General features: G+C 62.8%; 20 protein-coding genes and 1 pseudogene. 14 read left to right on the forward strand and 7 right to left on the reverse strand.

Features of this window, described 5'->3' with window-relative positions; all coding sequences use genetic code 11:
• The first annotated feature begins 82 nt into the window (after nucleotides 1-82).
• The 7 genes from VDQ28_RS16345 to VDQ28_RS16375 all read left to right on the forward strand — a co-directional run bounded on the left by VDQ28_RS16345 (nucleotide 83) and on the right by VDQ28_RS16375 (nucleotide 6,525).
• Nucleotides 83-547: a YbaK/EbsC family protein gene (locus VDQ28_RS16345; protein ID WP_323036937.1), complete on the forward strand. Its 465-nt coding sequence runs from the start codon at nucleotides 83-85 to the stop codon at nucleotides 545-547.
• Nucleotides 544-972, forward strand: a complete 429-nt coding sequence (locus tag VDQ28_RS16350; protein WP_323036938.1) for an RDD family protein — start codon at nucleotides 544-546, stop codon at nucleotides 970-972. The genes VDQ28_RS16345 and VDQ28_RS16350 overlap by 4 nt, the downstream gene beginning before the upstream one ends.
• A gap of 146 nt (nucleotides 973-1,118) precedes the next feature.
• Nucleotides 1,119-1,973, forward strand: coding sequence for an arginyltransferase (locus VDQ28_RS16355; protein WP_323036939.1), 855 nt, complete (start codon nucleotides 1,119-1,121; stop codon nucleotides 1,971-1,973).
• 287 nt (nucleotides 1,974-2,260) lie between these two features.
• Nucleotides 2,261-4,012: an acetolactate synthase 3 large subunit gene (locus tag VDQ28_RS16360; RefSeq protein ID WP_323036940.1), complete on the forward strand. Its 1,752-nt coding sequence runs from the start codon at nucleotides 2,261-2,263 to the stop codon at nucleotides 4,010-4,012.
• Nucleotides 4,013-4,074: 62 nt separating this feature from the next.
• The gene (locus VDQ28_RS16365; protein ID WP_323036941.1) at nucleotides 4,075-5,229 is read left to right on the forward strand and encodes a hypothetical protein; all 1,155 of its coding nucleotides are present in this window, start codon (nucleotides 4,075-4,077) and stop codon (nucleotides 5,227-5,229) included.
• A gap of 71 nt (nucleotides 5,230-5,300) precedes the next feature.
• Nucleotides 5,301-5,861 carry an acetolactate synthase small subunit gene (ilvN, locus tag VDQ28_RS16370; RefSeq protein WP_323036942.1) on the forward strand — a complete coding sequence of 187 codons (561 nt, stop codon included), beginning with the start codon at nucleotides 5,301-5,303 and terminating at the stop codon, nucleotides 5,859-5,861.
• Between the two features lie 28 nt (nucleotides 5,862-5,889).
• Nucleotides 5,890-6,525 (forward strand): 5'-methylthioadenosine/S-adenosylhomocysteine nucleosidase, encoded by a 636-nt coding sequence (locus VDQ28_RS16375; protein ID WP_323036943.1) that lies wholly within the window; start codon nucleotides 5,890-5,892, stop codon nucleotides 6,523-6,525.
• A gap of 22 nt (nucleotides 6,526-6,547) precedes the next feature.
• Here VDQ28_RS16375 and VDQ28_RS16380 read toward each other — a convergent pair whose 3' ends face one another.
• Nucleotides 6,548-6,691, reverse strand: a complete 144-nt coding sequence (locus tag VDQ28_RS16380; protein ID WP_323036944.1) for a hypothetical protein — start codon at nucleotides 6,689-6,691, stop codon at nucleotides 6,548-6,550.
• Nucleotides 6,675-7,439, reverse strand: coding sequence for a LysR substrate-binding domain-containing protein (locus VDQ28_RS16385; protein WP_323036945.1), 765 nt, complete (start codon nucleotides 7,437-7,439; stop codon nucleotides 6,675-6,677). Before VDQ28_RS16385 ends, VDQ28_RS16380 begins: the two co-directional genes overlap by 17 nt.
• Nucleotides 7,440-7,543: 104 nt before the next feature.
• Here VDQ28_RS16385 and VDQ28_RS16390 point away from each other — a divergent pair, with 104 nt between their 5' ends.
• Together VDQ28_RS16390 and eda are read left to right on the forward strand one after the other, a co-directional pair.
• The gene (locus VDQ28_RS16390; RefSeq protein ID WP_323036946.1) at nucleotides 7,544-8,764 is read left to right on the forward strand and encodes an acyl-CoA dehydrogenase; all 1,221 of its coding nucleotides are present in this window, start codon (nucleotides 7,544-7,546) and stop codon (nucleotides 8,762-8,764) included.
• 98 nt (nucleotides 8,765-8,862) lie between these two features.
• The gene (gene eda / locus VDQ28_RS16395) at nucleotides 8,863-9,516 is read left to right on the forward strand and encodes a bifunctional 4-hydroxy-2-oxoglutarate aldolase/2-dehydro-3-deoxy-phosphogluconate aldolase (protein WP_323036947.1); all 654 of its coding nucleotides are present in this window, start codon (nucleotides 8,863-8,865) and stop codon (nucleotides 9,514-9,516) included.
• 75 nt (nucleotides 9,517-9,591) lie between these two features.
• On the opposite strand, the pseudogene VDQ28_RS16400 reads toward eda, so the two are convergent.
• Together VDQ28_RS16400 and VDQ28_RS16405 are read right to left on the reverse strand one after the other, a co-directional pair.
• A pseudogene (locus VDQ28_RS16400) lies at nucleotides 9,592-10,774 on the reverse strand (trans-sulfuration enzyme family protein).
• A gap of 109 nt (nucleotides 10,775-10,883) precedes the next feature.
• Nucleotides 10,884-11,459 (reverse strand): biotin transporter BioY, encoded by a 576-nt coding sequence (locus VDQ28_RS16405; RefSeq protein WP_323036948.1) that lies wholly within the window; start codon nucleotides 11,457-11,459, stop codon nucleotides 10,884-10,886.
• Between the two features lie 219 nt (nucleotides 11,460-11,678).
• Between VDQ28_RS16405 and VDQ28_RS16410 the strand changes: the two genes are divergently transcribed.
• Nucleotides 11,679-12,407: an SDR family oxidoreductase gene (locus tag VDQ28_RS16410; RefSeq protein WP_323036949.1), complete on the forward strand. Its 729-nt coding sequence runs from the start codon at nucleotides 11,679-11,681 to the stop codon at nucleotides 12,405-12,407.
• A gap of 80 nt (nucleotides 12,408-12,487) precedes the next feature.
• Here VDQ28_RS16410 and VDQ28_RS16415 read toward each other — a convergent pair whose 3' ends face one another.
• Nucleotides 12,488-12,955, reverse strand: coding sequence for a peptidase S1 (locus VDQ28_RS16415; protein WP_323036950.1), 468 nt, complete (start codon nucleotides 12,953-12,955; stop codon nucleotides 12,488-12,490).
• 287 nt (nucleotides 12,956-13,242) lie between these two features.
• Here VDQ28_RS16415 and VDQ28_RS16420 point away from each other — a divergent pair, with 287 nt between their 5' ends.
• The 3 genes from VDQ28_RS16420 to VDQ28_RS16430 are packed head-to-tail and all read left to right on the forward strand — an operon-like array spanning nucleotide 13,243 to nucleotide 15,830.
• On the forward strand, nucleotides 13,243-14,880 hold the full coding sequence (locus VDQ28_RS16420) for a hypothetical protein (RefSeq protein ID WP_323036951.1): 1,638 nt from the start codon (nucleotides 13,243-13,245) through the stop codon (nucleotides 14,878-14,880).
• 19 nt (nucleotides 14,881-14,899) lie between these two features.
• The gene (locus VDQ28_RS16425; protein WP_323036952.1) at nucleotides 14,900-15,244 is read left to right on the forward strand and encodes a hypothetical protein; all 345 of its coding nucleotides are present in this window, start codon (nucleotides 14,900-14,902) and stop codon (nucleotides 15,242-15,244) included.
• The gene (locus VDQ28_RS16430) at nucleotides 15,237-15,830 is read left to right on the forward strand and encodes a DedA family protein (RefSeq protein ID WP_323036953.1); all 594 of its coding nucleotides are present in this window, start codon (nucleotides 15,237-15,239) and stop codon (nucleotides 15,828-15,830) included. Before VDQ28_RS16425 ends, VDQ28_RS16430 begins: the two co-directional genes overlap by 8 nt.
• On the opposite strand, the gene VDQ28_RS16435 is transcribed toward VDQ28_RS16430, so the two are convergent.
• A complete protein-coding gene (locus tag VDQ28_RS16435) occupies nucleotides 15,821-17,644 on the reverse strand; it encodes an ABC-F family ATP-binding cassette domain-containing protein (RefSeq protein ID WP_323036954.1) in 1,824 nt (607 codons plus the stop codon). The genes VDQ28_RS16430 and VDQ28_RS16435 overlap by 10 nt on opposite strands.
• Nucleotides 17,645-17,797: 153 nt before the next feature.
• Entirely contained in the window at nucleotides 17,798-18,226 is a 429-nt protein-coding gene (locus VDQ28_RS16440) for a hypothetical protein (RefSeq protein ID WP_323036955.1), read from the reverse strand.
• A gap of 253 nt (nucleotides 18,227-18,479) precedes the next feature.
• Here VDQ28_RS16440 and VDQ28_RS16445 point away from each other — a divergent pair, with 253 nt between their 5' ends.
• A complete protein-coding gene (locus VDQ28_RS16445) occupies nucleotides 18,480-19,445 on the forward strand; it encodes an arsenic resistance protein (RefSeq protein WP_323036956.1) in 966 nt (321 codons plus the stop codon).
• The last annotated feature ends 23 nt before the right edge of the window (nucleotides 19,446-19,468 follow it).

The raw sequence follows: 19,468 nt of genomic DNA on the forward strand, positions 1-19,468 counted from the left end.
GCAAGATGAGGGGCAGGTGGTTGCGTGACGGCCGCACAGCTCCCATTTTGGGCCCGGCGCCAAATTGGACGAAAGGCTTGGCATGAGCAAATCCCTGAAACGCGTGCAGGCCGCGATCCATGAGATCGGGCTGGACGCGAAAATCCTGAACCCGGGTGCCAGCCGCACCGCCGAGGATGCCGCCGCTGCCTGCGAATGCGCGTTGGATCAGATCGCCAAGTCGCTGATTTTCCAAGGCGAGAGCGGCGAGATCTATCTGTTCTTGACGGCCGGCGGGAATCAACTGGATCCGGAGCGTGCCGCCCTGTTGGTCAACGAGCCCTTGCGACGCGCTGACGCAGATACGGTGCGCAAGGTGACAGGGTTTGCGATTGGCGGCGTCTCCCCGATTGGTCATCTGACGGCGCCCCGCATTTTTGCGGACCCGACGTTGCTGGATTTCGATGTCGTTTATGCCGCGGCAGGGACCCCCGATCACGTGTTTCGCGCATCGCCCGCGGCTTTGTTGGCCGCCTGCGGTGCGGTTATGGCGGATTTCACCCGATGAGTCTGCCAAACCCGTATGATGATCCCGGTTTTTACGAGCATCTGATCGGCAAGCGGTTGCTGGCCTGGGTGATTGATCTCGTGGTGACTTTGGCCTTGGTGCTTGTTGTCCTGGCCTTGACCGTGTTCCTGACGATCCTGATCTTTCCGATTGTCTGGGCGGCGGTCGCCATTGCCTATCGCACGGTCATGTTGTCACGCTATGGCGCGACATTGGGCATGATGGTGGCGGCGATCAAGTTGCGGCGGCTGGATGCCACGCGCGCCGATGCCCTGCAGTGTTTCTGGCATTCGGTGATTTACGCGGCCAGCATGACTCTTGTGTTGCCGCAGATCGGCTCTGTCGCGCTGATGCTGATCACCCCATATAAACAAGGGTTGAATGATTTTCTGTTGGGCACGACCCTGGTCAACAAGTTCCTGTGAAGGACCTGACATAACCTGGCCCAAGGCCCCTGTTTGCGCCGACAAAGGGGTTGGCGGATTGGGTTTGCCTTGCTAATCTGACGGCTGCCACTCGGGTTTTACGCACCCGAGAACAAGCCATTGACCCTGAAAGGACGGGGCGCACCATGCGTCATTCGCTACCAATCGCGCCCCAGTTCTATGTGACCGCGCCCCAGCCCTGCCCCTATTTGCCCGATCAAAGCGAGCGCAAGCTGTTCACCGCCCTCACCGGGGACCGCGCCAAGGCCTTGAATGACACCCTGTCCAAGCAGGGGTTTCGGCGGTCGCAGAACGTGTTGTACCGCCCGGCGTGTTCGGATTGCGCGGCCTGTATGTCGGCGCGGATCCGGGTTGCCGATTTTGAGCCCAGCCGCAGTCAGCGCCGCAATCAAAAGCGCAACGCCCATCTGAAACGCGAAGCCACCAGCCCTTGGGCCACGGATGAGCAATTTGCGCTGTTCCGACGCTATCTTGACAGCCGCCACGCGGATGGCGGCATGGCCGACATGGATATCTTTGAATTCGCCGCGATGATCGAGGAAACGCCAGTGCGCTCGCGCGTTGTCGAATATACCCGGCACAGCGAACCGCATGGCAAATCCAAGCGCAGCGCGGGGCGTGATCTGGAGGCGGTCTGCCTGACGGATGTGCTCGATGACGGTCTGAGCCTGGTCTATTCGTTCTACGAGCCCAACCGCGAAAAGGACGGGCTGGGAACCTATGTGATTCTGGACCATATCGAGTTGGCGCGGCAGGTCGGGTTGCCGTATGTCTATCTTGGCTACTGGGTGCCCGGCAGCGCCAAGATGGCCTATAAGGCGCGGTTCTCGGCGCTTGAAATTTATCGCGATGGCGTTTGGCAGGACCTCGGCGATCCGCACGCGCATGCGAACGCCCTGCATCCTTTGGCGGTACGGCCGATCACGGAACAGGTCGCTGCCATCAGCCTGCCACCGCTCTCGGATGACCCGGCTCTGTAACACCCGGCGCAGCGCCCGGCACTCCAAGACAGAAAGTTGCGGAAAAGTGCAGCTTTGCGACATAAAGCCCAAAACGAGTGTTGACGCTGCTCTGCAGCACTCGTAAGGTCTGCTCGAACAAAGGGGAATGGCGGATGTCCGCAGTACTTGTCAGTTCTGGGGGGATGTTCGGATCAGTGTAAACTGACGTCGTGCGACCCCTGTTGCCCCCCTCGCCGGGGGTTTTTTGTTGCCCAATTGACCAGCCAAGGGCTAAGGCTGGCGCGAGACACAAGATGGAGAAGATCATGTCCCAGCAGATGACCGGTGCCAAGATGGTGGTTCAGGCGCTAAAGGACCAGGGTGTCGAGGTCGTGTTCGGGTATCCGGGCGGCGCGGTCCTGCCGATCTATGACGAGTTGTTCCAGCAAAACGAGATCCGGCATATTCTGGTGCGCCATGAACAAGGTGCCACCCACATGGCCGAGGGCTATGCCCGCTCGACCGGAAAACCGGGCGTGGTTCTGGTCACATCCGGACCCGGTGCAACCAATGCCGTGACCGGGATTACCGATGCGCTGATGGACAGCATCCCGATGGTGGTTCTGTCGGGTCAGGTGCCGACCTTCATGATCGGCAATGACGCCTTTCAGGAGGCCGACACCGTGGGCATCACGCGCCCCTGCACCAAGCATAACTGGCTGGTCAAGGACACCGACAAGCTGGCGGACACCATCCACCAGGCATTCCATGTTGCCACCACGGGCCGCCCCGGTCCGGTGTTGGTGGATATCCCCAAGGACGTTCAATTTGCCGAGGGCACCTATACGCCCCCCGCCAAGGCGCGCGTGTCGCATTATCAACCGCCCGTCAAAGGCGATATCGGCCTGATCACCGCGCTGGTGGAACTGATCGAACAGGCCGAGCGCCCGATTCTTTATACGGGCGGCGGGGTGATCAACTCCGGCCCCGCAGCCTCGCAATTGCTGATCGAACTGGCGGATGCAACCGGCATCCCCGTGACCTCGACCTTGATGGGTCTGGGCGCCTATCCGGCCAGCGGCAAGAATTGGCTGGGCATGTTGGGGATGCATGGTCTCTATGAGGCCAATATGGCAATGCACGGCTGCGATCTGATGATCAACATCGGCGCGCGCTTTGACGACCGGATCACCGGACGGCTGGAGGCCTTCAGCCCGAATTCGCGCAAGGCGCATATCGACATTGATCCGACCTCGATCAACAAGGTGATCCGCGTCGATCTGCCGATCATCGGCGACGTCGGGCATGTGTTGGAGGATCTGCTGCGCATCTGGAAATCGCGGGGCCGCAAGGTCAACCGCGAGGCGCATGGCGCGTGGTGGAAACAGATCGACGCCTGGAAAGCCGTCAACTGCCTGGCCTATAAGGGCAGCAGCGACATCATCAAACCACAACTGGCCCTGCAACGGCTCGAGGCGCTGACCAAGGGCATGGACCGCTATATCACCACCGAAGTCGGCCAGCATCAGATGTGGGCGGCGCAATTCCTGCAGTTCGACGCGCCGAACCGCTGGATGACCTCGGGCGGCCTGGGCACCATGGGCTACGGCTTGCCCGCCTCCATTGGCGTGCAAGTTGCGCACCCTGATGCGTTGGTGATCAACGTCGCCGGTGAGGCCTCGTGGCTGATGAACATGCAAGAGATGGGCACCGCCGTTCAGTTCCGCACGCCGGTCAAGCAATTCATCCTGAACAACGAACGTCTGGGCATGGTGCGCCAGTGGCAGCAATTGCTGCATGGCGAGCGGTATTCGCAATCCTGGTCCGAAAGTCTGCCTGATTTCGTGAAACTCGCCGAAGCCTTTGGTGCCAAGGGTCTGCGCGTGGATCACCCGGATCAGCTGGATGATGCGATTCTGGAGATGATCGCCTATGACGGCCCGGTGGTTCTGGATTGCATGGTTGAAAAGCATGAAAACTGCTTGCCGATGATCCCCTCGGGCAATGCGCATAATGAAATGCTGCTGCCCACGGACGAGGTTCGCGCCATCACCGGAGCGGGCGCAAACCTGGTTTGACGCCTTGGCGCCATGGCCACCCCGTCAGCGGGGTGGCGCCCCTGACCCCCAAGGAGGCCGGCATGACCCTTGATCGCCGTCTGTGGCTTGCCTATTTCGCGGCGTTGGCGCTGGGCTGCACGGCGATCGCCGCTTGGGGCACGATTCTGCGGCCCGGGTCGTACAAACTGCTCGATTGGGCGATCAATTACGAGGGTGGCTTTACCCGTCGCGGCCTGACCGGGCAAATTGCCCTCGAAATTGCGCAACTTACCGGCGTCAGCATCGCCGTTCAGGTATTTGTCCTCGTGTCCCTGCTTTACGCCGTGATCCTGGCCAGCGTTTATCGGCTCTGGCAACGCGGTGATCACGACGGCCGCTTTACACTTTTGCTGGCCGCACCGTGGTTCTTGTTGTTTCCCATTGTCAGCCACCACGGGGCTGGCCGAAAAGAGCTGCTGTTCCTCGCCGACTTTGCGCTGTTGTGTCTGAGTGTCAGCCGCAATTTACCGGCATCCGCCACGCGCAAACGGCTTGCCCTGTTCATTCTCACGCTGCCACTCATCTCCCTCGCCCACGAGGGGAACGCGTTTTTTCTGGGCCTGCCACTGGCCCTCGGCTTGGCGCTCGATCTACCAAAGCGCAGCATCGGGATTCTCGCGATGGCAACGCTGCCGACCATCGTGTTGCTTGGCTGGCTTTCACTGGCGCCGCCGCTCGCCACCGCGTCAATTCAGGCAATCTGCGCCAGCCTTGTCGGGCCGCTGGGCGCACCCGCGCTTGCGCTGGACTGCGCCGTGACCGAAAACGCCGTAACGTGGCTTGGCAATACGGCATCGCACGCCACGGCTGCGGTACGTCTGCATCTGCCTGACTATCTGCATTCGCTCGGCCCGGCTCTGATCCTGATTGCCCTGGCCTTCGTGCCGTTGCGCGACCTGATCAAAAGCCACCGCGCGGCGCTCATCAGAGGCGTCGTCCTCTCAACCCTGTGCGTCGTCCCGCTGTGGTTTGTTGCCGTCGATTGGGGCCGCTTTCTCTATGTCATTGCCAGTTGCCATGCGCTGATCCTTCTGACCCTGCGCGCCCGCGCACCACACGCCGCCCCCGCGCCACAAGGCCGTGTCACAACCGCCGCCTATGCGCTTTTGTGGAACCTTGGCTATCTCGCTCCCCTTGTTGGTGGCGGATTGGTCGCCAAGACCCTTGCCCTTTCGTCGCCGCTTTACGATCCTTGATGCCAACCCCGCCCTTGCCCTCTCGCGGCAGCACCGCTACCAAGTTTCAACCCAAACCGAAGAGTTCGCCCATGTCCCCGCTTAAAATCTCGCAAGGCTCCTCCGCGCATTCCGCCTATGATCTGCGTGATCCCTATTCCGAGGTCATCGAAACCCACACGCTTGCCGTCATCGTCGATAACGAACCCGGTGTTCTGGCGCGCGTCATTGGCCTCTTTTCCGGTCGCGGCTATAACATCGAAAGCCTGACGGTCGCGGAAACCGACCATCAGGGCCATCGCAGCCGCATCACCATCGTGACCACCGGCACGCCGCAGGTGATCGACCAGATCAAAGGCCAGCTCGCACGGATCGTCCCGGTACACGAAGTCCATGACCTCACCGTCGAAGGTGCAGCGGTTGAACGGGAATTGGCCTTGCTCAAGGTCACGGGCAAGGGCGACGCACGCATCGAGGCCCTGCGTCTGGCCGAGATTTTCCGCGCCAATGTCGTGGATTCCACGCTGGAAAGCTTCGTGTTCGAGATGACCGGCGCGCCCAGCAAGATCGACGCCTTCGCAGATCTCATGCGCCCCCTTGGCCTGAACGAGATCGCGCGTACCGGTGTCGCCGCCCTGGCGCGCGGGGCCTGACCGCCGCGACTCGCGGCAGGGGGTTGGTATGCGTCCATCGGTGACTCGTATCTCGGGCAAATCCGTCTTGTTTGTCATGGCCACCCAACAGGAGTTCGGGCCGCATTTGCAGGCCCGGATCATGCCTTTGATCACCGGCGTCGGCCCGATCGAGGCTGCAATTGCCACCGCCACCGCCCTCAGCCAACTTGCGCACGACAAGGCCCTGCCCGATCTGGTGGTCTCGCTGGGTTCTGCCGGCTCCGCACGGCTTGACCATTGCGGCCTCTATCAAGCAACCGCCGTGGCGTGGCGCGACATGGATGCCACGGGCCTGGGCTTTGCGCGGGGCGTCACACCGTTCCTCGACCTGCCGGCCACCTTGCCCCTCGATCTGCGCCTGTCCGGCATTGCGCGGGCCACGCTATCGACGGGCGCAACCATCGTCTCGGGGTCGATGTATGACACCATCCCGCAGGACATGGTCGACATGGAGACCTTTGCCATCCTGCGCGCCTGTATGGTGGCGCAGGTGCCGCTTATCGCGCTGCGCGGGATCTCCGACGGTCACGCCACGTTGACCGGACTGCATGATTGGGTGGAATACCTCCATATCATTGACGAAAAGCTCGCAGCCGCGGTCGAAATCCTGAAATCCGATCTCGCAAACGGGCTTCTGGGATAGCGCGCGCCATGGTGCGACCGTGTTAAACCAGCGTTTCGCGGTCGATTTCCGTGATCAACCAATCGCGGAACAGTGCCACGGCGCGCTTTGGTTTTTGCCCGACGGCAAGCTCTGGTTCCGCAAAATAATAGCCGAATCCCGACGGTGATTCAGATGCCAGAGGCACCAGATTCCCCCGCCTCAAGCTCCGGCCGGATCAGAAACGCCGGCATCAAGGCCGCCCCCATCCCGGCTGCCGCCGCCTGCGCCAGGGTTGAAACATGCTCAAATCGCATGACCGACGGCGGCGCAGCCCCCGATTGCCCGGTATCGCGCCACCAATCCGCCCAGCCCTCTGGTCGCGTGGAAAGCGCCAAAAGCGGAAGCTTGTGAAGAGGCGTCCGGGCCAGATCCGGTGAGGCCACCGGAATCACCATTTCGCTCATCAACAGGGTCAACCGGGCGCCGGGCCACTCGCCGGTGCCTGATTGAATCGCCGCATCAATCCCCTCTTCACCCAAGACGAACGGACCAATCCTGGTGGCAAAATGCAGCGTGATTTCCGGGTGCCGCCGCACGAATCTGGGGATACGCGGCATCAGCCAACGGGTTCCAAACGTAGGCAAAAAGGCCAATCTCAGGGCACGTTCCGGTGCCTGGCCCATCGCCTCCATCGCGCCAAGCCCCAACATCTCCAGCGCCGCCCGCACGCGTTTGGCATAGCCACCTCCGGCCTCGGTCAATGTGGTTCCCCGCGCACCTCGGTGCAGCAAGGCCACGCCCAACTGCCCCTCCAACTGCGCCACCTGCCGCGAAACCGCGCCTTGTGTCAGCGCCAGATCACGGGCCGCCGCGGTGAAACTTCCCAGCCGCGCCACCGCATCAAACGCCAACAACGCCCCCGTATTCGGGAGCAATCGCCTCTGCATAGCCATTCCATTTCCTCATACCTTCATGCAGAATTATCTGTTTTGAACCCGCCTGTCCCGTGATATTTTCGCGCAACTGCCCAGATCATACGCCAAAACGCGAGGATGCCATGACCGAACGCCCGACTCTCAAGCCCAAAGACGCCCCGGACCTGTCGCGTTTCGACTGGGACGACGCCCTGAACCTTGAATCACTGCTCAGCGAAGACGAGCGCATGTTGCGCGATGCGTCGCGCGATTTCGCGCAGTCCGTCTTGCAGCCGCGCGTGATCGAGGCGTTCCGCAACGAGACCTCCGATCCCGGCGTGTTCAAGCTGATGGGCGACGCGGGCCTGTTGGGCACCACGATCCCCGAGGAATACGGCGGACTTGGCGCCGGCTATGTCACCTATGGCCTCGTCGCGCGCGAAATCGAGCGCGTCGATTCGGGCTATCGCAGCATGATGTCGGTGCAATCCTCGTTGGTCATGTATCCGATCTACGCCTATGGTTCCGAGGAACAGCGGCGCAAATATCTGCCCGGCCTCGCCTCGGGTGACCTGATCGGCTGCTTTGGCCTGACGGAACCCGACGCGGGCTCTGATCCGGCCGGCATGAAAACCCGCGCCGTGAAAACCGCGACCGGCTACAAGATCACCGGCACCAAGATGTGGATCTCGAACTCGCCGTTCGCCGATGTTTTCGTGGTCTGGGCAAAATCCGACGCCCATGACGGACGCATTCGCGGCTTTGTGCTGGAAAAGGGCATGAAGGGCCTGAGCGCGCCGAAAATCGAAGGCAAGATCAGCCTGCGCGCCTCGACCACCGGCGAAATCGTCATGGAGGGTGTCGAGGTCGGCGAAGACGCCTTGCTGCCCTACGTTCAAGGCCTCAAGGGGCCCTTCGGCTGCCTCAACCGCGCGCGCTACGGCATCGCCTGGGGTGTCATGGGGGCAGCGGAATTCTGCTGGCATTCCGCGCGCCAATACGGCCTCGATCGCAAGCAATTCGACAAGCCGCTCGCGGCAACGCAGCTGTTCCAGAAAAAGCTGGCCGACATGCAGACCGAAATCACACTGGGCCTGCACGCCAGCTTGCAGGTCGGTCGCCTGATGGACGAGGCCAAAGCCGCGCCCGAGATGATCAGCCTGATCAAGCGCAACAACTGCGGCAAAGCCCTGGATATTGCGCGCCAATCGCGCGACATGCACGGCGGCAACGGGATTTCCGAGGAATTTCAAGTCATTCGCCACATGGTGAACCTGGAAACCGTGAACACCTATGAGGGCACGCATGACGTCCACGCGCTGATCCTCGGACGGGCGCAGACCGGTATTCAGGCGTTCTACTGATCAATCCTGCCAGCCGATTGCGCGACTGTTAGCGGAAACAGTTGCGCAATCACCGCCTTTTGGGTATCCCCAAGCCAGTCTTATTCAAGGTTGCGCCCATGACCCCTGCATTACAAAGCCATGCCACGCTGGCGCTCTGTCGCCTCGCCCCGGTTATCCCCGTTCTGGTGATCGACGATCTCGCACAGGCCGAACCCTTGGCGCGCGCCTTGGTCGCGGGCGGGCTTCCCGTGCTCGAAGTCACGTTGCGCACGCCCTGCGCCATCGACGCCATCGCCGCGATGGCCAAGGTCCCCGGCGCACGGGTCGGGGCGGGCACGGTTCTGACCGCGCATGACGCCTCTCGCGCCAAAGCCGCAGGCGCGGAATTCGTCGTTTCACCCGGATCGGCCCCCGGCCTCATCGCCGCCTGCGTCGCGCAACGCCTGCCGCTCCTGCCGGGCGCCGTGACCGCCACCGAAGTGATGACCTTGCTCGAACTTGGCTACCGGATGCTCAAATTCTTCCCGGCAGGGCCTGGCGGCCCGCCCCTTCTCAACGCGCTGAATGGGCCATTGCCGCACGCCATGTTCTGCCCGACGGGCGGCGTGAGCCTCGCGAATGCGACCGACTATCTGTCATTGACCAATGTTGTCTGCGTCGGCGGAAGTTGGGTCGCACCGAAAACGCTGATGCAATCGGGCGATTGGGACGCCATCACCGCCCTCGCCCAAGAGGCCGCTGCCCTGCCCCGCCGCCAACCCGATTCCTGACGACATCATCTTGCCAAAAATACTCTGGGGGTGAGGGCCGCAGGCCCGAGGGGGCAACGCCCCCTCTTTCCTTGCTCAAACGGCCTGCGACGCGGCAACCGCGGTCGTAAACTCGGTCTTCAGCATCTCGATATCCTCGACCCCCACCGAAATCCGGAAGAACCCTTCGGTAATGCCCAACCCGGCGCGCCCCTCGGCCGTCAAGGCGCGGTGCGACGAGGACGCCGGGTGCGACAGGGTCGTGCCAATGTCACCCAGAGTTGGCGCAAAGGCGATCTCGGGCGCGCCTCGAGTTCAGGGCATTGGCCGCCGCCCGCCCGCCGTCGACCTCGAAAGACACCATATGCCCGCCGCGCTCGCCCAGCAGGTCCACCGCGCGGTTGTGATCGGGGTGGTCACGCCGCGTCGGGTAAAGCACACGTTTGACCCCCGGCAAGGTCGCCAGATGATCGGCCAGCGCCTGCGCATTCGCCTCGGCCCGATCATAGCGCAGCTCAAACGAATAGAGCCCGCGCTCGGCCAACCAGCAATCAAACGGGCTGGCGGTCAGGCCCGTCGTCACCGCGAAATCATAGATCGCCTTGCGCACACCCGGGTCTTTGGCCGCCACATAGCCCAGCGTCGCATCCGAATGTCCCGCCAGGATCTTGGTCACCGAATGAAGGATGATATCGGCGCCATGGTCATAGGGCTTGAAACCGCGCGGCGTGGTGAAGGTGTTGTCGATCGCCACCAGAATGCCGTTTTGTCTGGCCACCGCGATGATCCCGTCGATATCCGCCACCCGCAGCGTTGGGTTCGAGACCACTTCAAGCAGGATCATGCGGGTTTCAGGGCGGATGGCAGCGGCAAAGGCGGCGGCATCGGTGGGATCTGCCAGCGAGGTTGCCACGCCAAACCGTGGCAGGTCTTGTGACAACAGGCGCAGCGAGCGGCCATAAAGCTGGTCGCCGCCCAGCACATGATCGCCCACTTTCAACACGCCCAGCAAGGCGGCCGTGACCGCCGCCATGCCAGAGCCGGTGATGATCCCCCCCTTGGCCCCCTCCAGCCCGTCGAGTTTTTGCGCCAGAACCATGGCATTGGGGTGCCCCTCCCGCGCATAGGTAAAGCCCGGATTGGTCCCCTCATATTGGCTGTCCAGCGTATCGGGGTCGGGCGAGGCGTAGACCACGGACATCTGCAACGGCGTCACAACGGGACGTGAGGCGCTTTGCGGCCAAGGGGTGCGGCGGATCAAGGACGGTGTATCGGACATGTCTGCTCCTGACGTTTGGCGATTTCTGACACGCCGACGCCGCCCCCGCAAGACATGGAAAAACCCCCGGACGAGGTGGCATCCGGGGGTTCCAATCTGGATTGGTCAATCAGGCGCGGCGGTTCTTCAACGCGCTCCACGCCCCGGTGACGATCAGCGCCGCAACCGCCGCCTTGACCGCATCACCCAGCAGGAAGGGAATCATGCCGCGGGTGACGGCCCCGTTCAGATCCAGCGGTGTGACCGAGGTCAGCCACAAGACGCCCGGCACATAGAGCAGCGCCGAGACAAGAACGGCGCTCAGCGCCGTGCCGACAAATCCGCGCGCGGTGCCGCGCTCGGCCAGAAAGCCCGCCGCCCAAGCCATGGCCACAAAGCCAAACAGGAAACCGCCTGTCGGGCCAACCAGCCACGCGGCCCCAGCACCACCGCCGGAAAACACCGGCAGCCCCACCGCACCCTCGGCCAGATAGGCCAGAACCGCGCCCGCGCCCAGCCGCGACCCGGCGGTGAAGCCGACCAGCAGCACCGCAAGGGTCTGCAAGGTCATCGGAACGGGCAGCATCGGCACGCTGATTTGCGCCCCCAGCGCGATCAGCAGCGATCCGGCCACCATGATAAGCGCCTTGCGGGTCATCGACGACGTGCCGAACGACGCCTGAACGAGGGTTTGCGAGTGGGCCATTGCGATCTCCCTGAGCTTGGGTCCAATTTGTTTACGCTTATTCGTCGCCCGCGAAGTCAGGTCAAGCGCCGCGAAAGCTTCGATTGCAGTATTCAACACCAGAGTTTGCAAACTCAAAGCGTTGCAAAGTTACAGTGTTTGCAACCTATCCCCTTCGCGAACCCCGGCGCGCGTGTTCGCCATCTTGCCTTGGCTGCGCACTGGTGGCACTCAGCCGGCATGACCCAAGACACGAACACCCCCGAATCAACCCGCCCCGACGCGGCACCCGGTTCGCGCATCGCGCTGATCACCGGGGCCTCGCGTGGCCTCGGCGCGGCCTTGGCCGAAACGCTGGCGGCGCGCGGCTGGCACATCATCGCGCTGGCGCGCACCACCGGCGCGCTCGAGGAACTCGACGATCGGATCACGGCGGCAGGCGGCACGGCGACCCTGGTCCCGGTTGACATCACCAAAGAAGACGCGATGCGCCAGATCTGCCTGTCGATCCATCAACGCTGGGGCAAAGTTGACCTTTGGGCGCATACGGCGGTGCATGTGCCACCGCTGTCACCCGCCGGGCATATCGCGCTCAAGGATTGGGACAAGACATTGGCCACGACCCTGCGCGCCACGGGCCTGTTGATCCCGATGATCGAGCCCTTGCTGCGGGCGAGCGTCCGGGGCACGGCTCTGTTTTTCGACGATGCCTCAAGCCGCGACTCCTCGGGCGAGGCGCGCAAGTTTTTCGGCGCCTATGCGGCGGCGAAAGCCGGGCAGATCGCGCTGGCGCGCGCATGGGCCGTCGAAAACGCGACCCTTGGCGAAGACCGTGCCCCGCAAGTCATCATCGACAGCCCCGCGCCGATGCCGACCGCCACGCGCGCCCGGTTCTTCCCCGGTGAGGACCGCACGACCCTGACGCCCTGCGCCCAGGAAGCCGAGCGGATTGTCTCGCGCCTCGGCTAACGCCCTGTGAAACAAACGAAAACGGCCCCTGATGCATCCTGCATTCGGGGCCGTTTTGCGTTTCGATCGGCGGGACTGACTCAGCGCTCGGAAATGTAGATTGTCGCGTTGCGCACGCGGCTTCGGTTGTACGTCCCCACCCAGATATCATATTGACCCGACGACGGGCGGTTGAACCGGATCGCAGGGTTCAATCCGATTGAATTGTCGTTGCAGTACCATTGCGCCGACGGATCATTGACCAGTAACATCGTGTCACCGGGGGCATCCACATAAATCGTCAGCGGGTAATTGCCCGCGCGATACTGCAGCCGATAGTCCGGGGCGTTTGCAAACCACCCCCCGCCAGGGCAGCCTTGGCTTCCGGTAAAGTGATTGTCTCCGCCTGCCTGAATGCCACGGCGTGACACCGGATCTGGCATGAACCCTGCCGACAGCCGGGCCGTGCCGAAAGCCGGGTTCAGCCCATAGTTCTGTGCGGATGCGACGGGGGCCAGAAAAGTCGCGGTGAGGGCAACAGCAATCGCAGTTTTCAAAAGTGTTTTCATGCTCTCTCTCCTGAGGTCAAATTCTCAAAACCGTTACGAGAGGTGGTGGCAGACAAACGGAAAGAGGCCATTCCGATTGACCCACCGGCTCTCGTCGATCAAATGCTGCCCGGAAAGAGAATGCCTGTCCAGCGGCAATTTGCGCAATCAAGCAATTGCGAGACTGTGAAACAATCGACAGCGCCGTGACAAAAATGCGTGAATTTTCAGGGCTTCGGTGTTTCAATGGCCGGGCCTTACCACACGCGCGGCCCCGCGGGATTGTGCAGGTTCAGAAGGATAACCAGATGCGCGCCCTTGGGTTCATCACCTATGTCACCATCGCCACGCTGCTTCCGGTTCTGGTGGTCGTCTGGAACATGGGCGCGACGGCGCCGTTCTGGTTTCTGGCGGGCGACGCGTATCTGTATCTCGGGATTGGCGAGGCCTCATCCGGCTGGTCCATGAGCTATGACGGATTGCGCGCAACCAACGGCTTTCACCCGCTCTGGCAAGTCTGGGTCCGGCTCGTGACAAATATCGCGGACGGACCGCTTCAGGTGATGACGCTGGTCGCCTATTCCGCCATCGCGCTGACCTGGGCCGGGGTTCTGCTTTTGGGGGCGGCCATCCGGCGACTGACCGGGTCCTGGCTCTTGGCAATGCTGGTGGTGCCGGGCGTTTATTATCTGGTCATCGGGCAAGCGCTGCGGAACTTGCCGATCTGGGGATTCTATGACGGGATGGAGGCCGGGCTGGCTTTTTTCATCGCCGGTTTGCTGGCCTGGCTGATTGCACGCCTCGATCACACCGACCGCTCGCGCCGCCTGTGGCAGATCATCGGCCTGACCTTGGCCGCCTTGGTTCTGACGCGGCTTGACGAGGTGTTCCTGATCTTGGCCCTGACAGCCGCGGTGACCTTCTGGCCGGGCCGGGCGTTTGTGCGGCGCATCACCGACGCGGCCTGGATCGCCTGCCCGTCGGCGCTGGCGGTTGCCGGGTTCATCGGCTGGAGCTATGCCACCACCGGCTTGCTGTCACCGGTCAGCGGTGCCGCCAAAGGCGAGGGCGCGTTTCTGGCCAACAGCTGGGTCACGCTGGCCACGTTCTTTGCGCCGCTCATTGACGTGCGCGAAGCCCTGACCAGTTACGAGGCCGGTCGCCAGACGTTGCTGGGCGGTGCCTTTCGCGTTGTCGAACTGGTGATCCCGGCTCTTTTTGCGCTGGGATTTGGCACCCTGACCCTGCGCCGCCATCGCGAAAACCCTTGGGCGCCGGCTCTGGTCGGATTTTGCGGCGGCGTGATCCTCAAGGCCCTGTATCACCTGACGGCGGTCAATTACTGGCATCAGGCCAGTTGGTATTTCGCCGTGGCGATGATGGTGATGACGCTGGGCACGGCGATCCTGCTGGCCCCGGCCGCGCGTCGCCTGTCACGGGCTGGCGCGGGCGCCGCCGCCCTCGCCCTTGGCTCGGTGACGATGCTTCACGCCAGCCTGTGGAGCGCGTCGCTGATGACCAACACCGTACGCCTTGAGCAGCGCGATTTCTGGCAAACCCGCGCGGCGACCCAATCCGCACTCTACGCACGGGACCCTGACATCCGGGTGATGGAATTCGGCGATGGTTTGCTCAATTTCACCTTCGACTTTCCGGTCCGCCACGGCTTCGTGTTCGCGGGCGACGGTCAGAGCCTGACCGCCCTGCGCGAAAGCCGCCTGCTGCGGGATGGATACGACGACGGGTTTACAGTCCTGTCCTCCTTTGAATATCTGGCCGTACCCGAGGGGGCCGAGACGTGGACCAGCGACCAGATCCGCGCCTTTTTGCAGAACTCCTTCCTGGACGGGCGCATCAAAGCCGAATTGCCCGATTTCGATTTCGAGATGTTGTATATCCACCGCCCGACCAATGTTCCCTTCATTCGCTTGATCCCCCGCGCCTGACTCAAACCCCGAGGATGCCATGTCGAATTCCAAACGCCGAACACGCTGGCTGCTGCGGACAGGTTTTGTCATCGCCTTGGGGCTGACGCTGTTTTTCGGTGTCAGAACAACGCTCTCGGCGCTTTACTGGCACGATCCCGAGCACAATGATCAAGCGATCGCGGGTTGGATGCCCGTCGGCTATATCGGGCGGTCTTGGGACTTGCCGCGCGAGGTGGTTGCCGAGGCCGTCGGCGTCGAGCCATCCCGGTCTCGTCGCTTGAGCATCGCGCAGATCGCCGAAGAACGGGGTGTTCCGGTGAACCAACTCATCGACCAGATATCCACGGCCATCGACATCTATCGCGCGACCCATCATGACTGACCTGTTGTTCGAACTGGTCACCGAATGGGGCGCAACGGCCTTGGCCGTGGTGACATTCTTGTCCTGCCTCGCCGTTCCTGTGCCCTCGTCGATGATGATGTTGGCCGCCGGGGCTTTTGCCGCCTCGGGTGATCTGGCGTTGATGCCGGTTGCCGCCTCGGCGCTGGCAGGGGCAATTCTGGGCGATCAGGCCGGCTATCAACTGGGGCGCTTCGGATTGGCGGCGACCGAGGGGTGGCTGCGCAAAAGCCCGGCGCGCGCCGGGGTTCTGGATCGGGCGCGGGCGTCCATTCAGGCGCGTGGCGGATCGGCCGTGTTCCTCAGCCGTTGGCTGTTCAGCATCCTCGGACCGTATGTAAACCTGCTCTCGGGCGGAATGCGGCTGAATTGGTGGACGTTTACCGCCGCCGCCATCACCGGCGAGGTCATCTGGGTGATGGTTTACGTCGGCCTCGGGTATTCCGCGGGCAGTCATCTGGCAGAAGTCACAACGTTGCTCGGCAACGTCACCGGATTGGCAACGTCGCTGTTGGTCACCCTGGGGCTGGGCTATGCGCTCTGGCGCAGGCGTCGCCGTCAGGCTTGAGCGCGATCTTCCAGCGTCATCCATTCGTCCTCGGCCTTGGCCAGCGCCTGTTGGCGCTGTTCCAACATCTCGGTTGCGCGCGTGGCCTTGACCGGTTCGCGTGCATAAAGATCGGCGTCGGATAACAGTTCAGACAATTTGGCGATTTCAGCCTCAAGGCGCGCGATCTCTTTGGGCAACGCCTCTAGCCGCTTGCGCTCGGTAAAGCTGAGCGCGTTCGCGGCCTGTTTGCTGACAGGTGCAGCGGGCTGCGGCGCCGGTTTTGCGGTGTCAGACTTGCCTGCTGCCGGTTTGGCCGGGTCCGACAACGCCTTTTGCGCCTGATAATCCGACCAGCCCCCGGCATAGACCGTCACAACCCCCTGCCCTTCAAAGGCCAGAGTTGTCGTCGCCACCCGGTCGATAAAGTCGCGGTCGTGGCTGACCAACAAAACCGTCCCCGGATAATCGGCCAGGATATCTTGCAGCAGGTCCAGCGTTTCGACATCCAGATCGTTGGTCGGCTCATCGAGCACCAGCAGGTTCGACGAGCGCGCCATGATCCGCGCCAGCAACAGCCGCGCGCGCTCACCGCCCGACAGGCTGCGCACCGGAGCGCGGGCCTGAGATTCATCGAACAGGAATTCCTTGAGGTAGCCCACCACATGTTTTGGCTGGCCGCGCACCATCACCTGATCCGCCGCCCCCGAGACCCGCATCAACGGATCGCCGGTCAGGTTTTCCCACAAGGTCGAATTCGGATCAAGCTTGGCGCGCGTCTGGTCAAACACCGCCATATCCAGATTGGTGCCCAGCCGGATCGTGCCGCTGTCGGGCTCCATCGCCCCGGTCAGCAGGCTGAGCATCGTGGTCTTGCCCGCACCATTCGGCCCGACAAAGGCCACCCGGTCGCCGCGCAGCACCTTCAGGCTGAAATCGCGCAGGATCTCCAGATCGCCGAACGACTTGCTGATATTGGTGGCCTCGACCACCAGCTTGCCCGATTGTTGCCCGCCATCCAGCGCCATCGCGGCGGTGCCCTGACGACGGATTTGCGCCGCGCGGTCGGCCTTGAGGTCCTGCAGCGCCCTGACGCGCCCCATGTTGCGTTTGCGGCGCGCGCTGATTCCCTCGACGGCCCATTTCGCCTCGTGCTTGATCTTGCGGTCCAGCTTGTGGCGGGCGTCGTCTTCCTCGGCCCAGGTCTTGTCGCGCCACTCCTCAAAAGCGGCGAACCCCTGCTCCAACCGACGCACTTTTCCTCGATCCACCCACAGCATCGCCCGGCTCAGGGCGTCCAGAAATGCGCGGTCGTGGCTGATCAGGACAAAGGCGGCGCGGGTCTCGCGCAGGCGATCCTCCAGCCACTTGATCGCCTGAATATCGAGGTGGTTGGTCGGCTCGTCGAGCAGCATCAATTCGGGCGCTTCGGCCAGCAGACGGGCCAGCGCGGCGCGGCGGCGCTCGCCGCCCGAGGCGGTTTCGGTGGCGACGTCGGGATCGAATCCCAACCCTTCGGCGGCGATCTCGACCTTGTAGCTCTCGGAGGGGTCCAGCGATTGCATGGCATAATCGCCGAGCGTGTCAAAGCCGGTGAAATCGGGGTCCTGCTCCATGTAGCCGACATGGATTCCGGGGGTGAGAACCCGGCCACCGGAATCGGCCTGCGTGAGGCCGGCCATGATCTTCATCAGGGTGGATTTCCCCGATCCGTTCCGGCCGACAAGGGCCAGCCGGTCGCCCGGTTGGATGACCAGATCAAGGTCGCTGAACAGGGGATTTCCGCCGAAGGTCAGGGAAATCGAAGAGAGCTGCAAAAGGGGTGTGGGTGCCATGCGGGCGAGGTATCCCGGCGGGTCGGTTTGGTCAAGGGGGGTGAATTGTCCCGCAGTTTGTCCCGCTGTGGGACAAGGTGCGGGACGCGTGATTTCAACGGGTTAGCCTGCAGCGTTAACCCGGTGTTAAGCGTTGCCCCCTGCAAACCGCCCCTATTCGGCGCAGCGGGCGGTCAGCTGCGTGACGAAGGTGACGTGGTCCGCAACCTCGGCATAATGGTTTTCGATGGCGCGGATGTTGTCCTGCGCGCGGTCGCGGTTGACGCCCGAGCACAGCGCCGAGGCCAGCCGGAATTCACGTTCTGCCGCTTGCAGGGGCGCGCTCATGCGCGAGACCTGCGCGCGATGCACCGCCACCTCGTCGCAGGCGGTGGTCAGGGCCGAGCGATCTTCCAGCCGCGCCAGCACCCGCGGCACGCTGACCCAGCCGGTGCCGATGAACAACCCTTCCTCAACCGAGGCGGCCAGCGTATCGAACCGGGCATAGGCCGCCAGCCCCGCGCGAAACCGGTCCTGGCACGGGTTGGCCAAAAGCGGCGTCGCGGCGGTGAGGCCGAGGAGCAAAAGCAGAATCTGTGGCATAGGTCCCCGCGAAACACGTCTTGCGCGACCTTGCCATGCCGGGGGTTAAGAAAGGGTTTGGACAAACGCAGCCCGCGGCGGCAGTTCGTGCCCGGTTGATATGCGTCAAGGCGGCTGGCCGCCAACACTGGCAATCAGTGCAGACCCGAAGGACTGATGTCACCACAACGACGGCGAGAGCGTGACGCGGATGGCGAGGGGGCGCATGTCGCGGCTCGCGCGATCAAGCTCTGCCAGAAAGAGGATACCCCACATGCGCATTCTCGCGGCCATGACCCGAAATCTGACCTTGGCCATTCCGGTCACCATGCTGATTGGCCTTCTTTTTGGCCTGATGGCCCCGGTGGACTGGCTGAAATCCCTGATCGTGCCGCTGACGCTGCTGATGGTGTACCCGATGATGGTCAACCTCAATATGCGTCAGATGCTGGACGGCGGAGATACCAAGGCGCAAGTGCTGGCCCAGACGATCAATTTCGGCATCATCCCGTTTTTCGCCTTCGCGCTGGGTTGGCTCTGGTTTCCTGACCAGCCGTTCCTGGCGCTCGGCCTGTTGCTTGCGGCCTTGCTGCCGACCAGCGGCATGACCATTGCCTGGACCGGGTTCGCCAAGGGCAACGTCGCCGCCGCCGTCAAGATGACGGTCGTCGGGTTGATCCTAGGGTCTTTGGCCACGCCGTTTTATGTGCAATGGCTGATGGGCGCGACGATTCCGGTCGATCTGGTCGCGGTCCTGGTGCAGATCGCGCTGGTGGTCTTTCTGCCGATGCTGGCCGGTCAGGCGACGCGGCATGTTTTGATCGGTCGCTATGGTCCGCAGCGCTTTCGGGACGTCTGGGCACCGCGTTTTCCACCCTTGTCGACCTTGGGGGTTCTGGGAATCGTCTTTGTGGCAATCGCGTTGAAAGCGTCGGATCTGGTGACAAAGCCCGAGATGCTGCTGTCGATCATTGTGCCGCTGCTGGTGCTCTACGGTTTCAACTATGTGCTCAGCACCGTGGTCGGCAAGGTGTTGTTGCCGCGCGGCGAGGCCATCGCGCTGGTCTATGGCACCGTGATGCGGAACCTGTCGATTGCCCTGGCGCTGGCGATGAACGTCTTTGGCGAGGCGAGCGCTGACGCCGCGCTGTTGATCGCGATTGCCTATATCATTCAGGTCCAATCCGCCGCGTGGTATGTCAAGCTGGGCAACCGTATTTTCGGCCCGCCACCCGCCTGAGGACGGCGGGTTCGACATGGCTG

The sequence above is a fragment of the Pararhodobacter sp. genome (assembly GCF_034676545.1).
In the GTDB taxonomy this organism is placed as follows: domain Bacteria; phylum Pseudomonadota; class Alphaproteobacteria; order Rhodobacterales; family Rhodobacteraceae; genus Pararhodobacter.

Coding starts and splice junctions, on each gene's coding strand:
- VDQ28_RS16345 (WP_323036937.1), top strand. CDS start 83: ATGAGCAAATCCCTGAAACGCGTGCAGGCCGCGATCCATGAGATCGGG.
- VDQ28_RS16350 (WP_323036938.1), top strand. CDS start 544: ATGAGTCTGCCAAACCCGTATGATGATCCCGGTTTTTACGAGCATCTG.
- VDQ28_RS16355 (WP_323036939.1), top strand. CDS start 1,119: ATGCGTCATTCGCTACCAATCGCGCCCCAGTTCTATGTGACCGCGCCC.
- VDQ28_RS16360 (WP_323036940.1), top strand. CDS start 2,261: ATGTCCCAGCAGATGACCGGTGCCAAGATGGTGGTTCAGGCGCTAAAG.
- VDQ28_RS16365 (WP_323036941.1), top strand. CDS start 4,075: ATGACCCTTGATCGCCGTCTGTGGCTTGCCTATTTCGCGGCGTTGGCG.
- ilvN (WP_323036942.1), top strand. CDS start 5,301: ATGTCCCCGCTTAAAATCTCGCAAGGCTCCTCCGCGCATTCCGCCTAT.
- VDQ28_RS16375 (WP_323036943.1), top strand. CDS start 5,890: ATGCGTCCATCGGTGACTCGTATCTCGGGCAAATCCGTCTTGTTTGTC.
- VDQ28_RS16385 (WP_323036945.1), bottom strand. CDS start 7,439: ATGGCTATGCAGAGGCGATTGCTCCCGAATACGGGGGCGTTGTTGGCG.
- VDQ28_RS16390 (WP_323036946.1), top strand. CDS start 7,544: ATGACCGAACGCCCGACTCTCAAGCCCAAAGACGCCCCGGACCTGTCG.
- eda (WP_323036947.1), top strand. CDS start 8,863: ATGACCCCTGCATTACAAAGCCATGCCACGCTGGCGCTCTGTCGCCTC.
- VDQ28_RS16405 (WP_323036948.1), bottom strand. CDS start 11,459: ATGGCCCACTCGCAAACCCTCGTTCAGGCGTCGTTCGGCACGTCGTCG.
- VDQ28_RS16410 (WP_323036949.1), top strand. CDS start 11,679: ATGACCCAAGACACGAACACCCCCGAATCAACCCGCCCCGACGCGGCA.
- VDQ28_RS16415 (WP_323036950.1), bottom strand. CDS start 12,955: ATGAAAACACTTTTGAAAACTGCGATTGCTGTTGCCCTCACCGCGACT.
- VDQ28_RS16420 (WP_323036951.1), top strand. CDS start 13,243: ATGCGCGCCCTTGGGTTCATCACCTATGTCACCATCGCCACGCTGCTT.
- VDQ28_RS16425 (WP_323036952.1), top strand. CDS start 14,900: ATGTCGAATTCCAAACGCCGAACACGCTGGCTGCTGCGGACAGGTTTT.
- VDQ28_RS16430 (WP_323036953.1), top strand. CDS start 15,237: ATGACTGACCTGTTGTTCGAACTGGTCACCGAATGGGGCGCAACGGCC.
- VDQ28_RS16435 (WP_323036954.1), bottom strand. CDS start 17,644: ATGGCACCCACACCCCTTTTGCAGCTCTCTTCGATTTCCCTGACCTTC.
- VDQ28_RS16440 (WP_323036955.1), bottom strand. CDS start 18,226: ATGCCACAGATTCTGCTTTTGCTCCTCGGCCTCACCGCCGCGACGCCG.
- VDQ28_RS16445 (WP_323036956.1), top strand. CDS start 18,480: ATGCGCATTCTCGCGGCCATGACCCGAAATCTGACCTTGGCCATTCCG.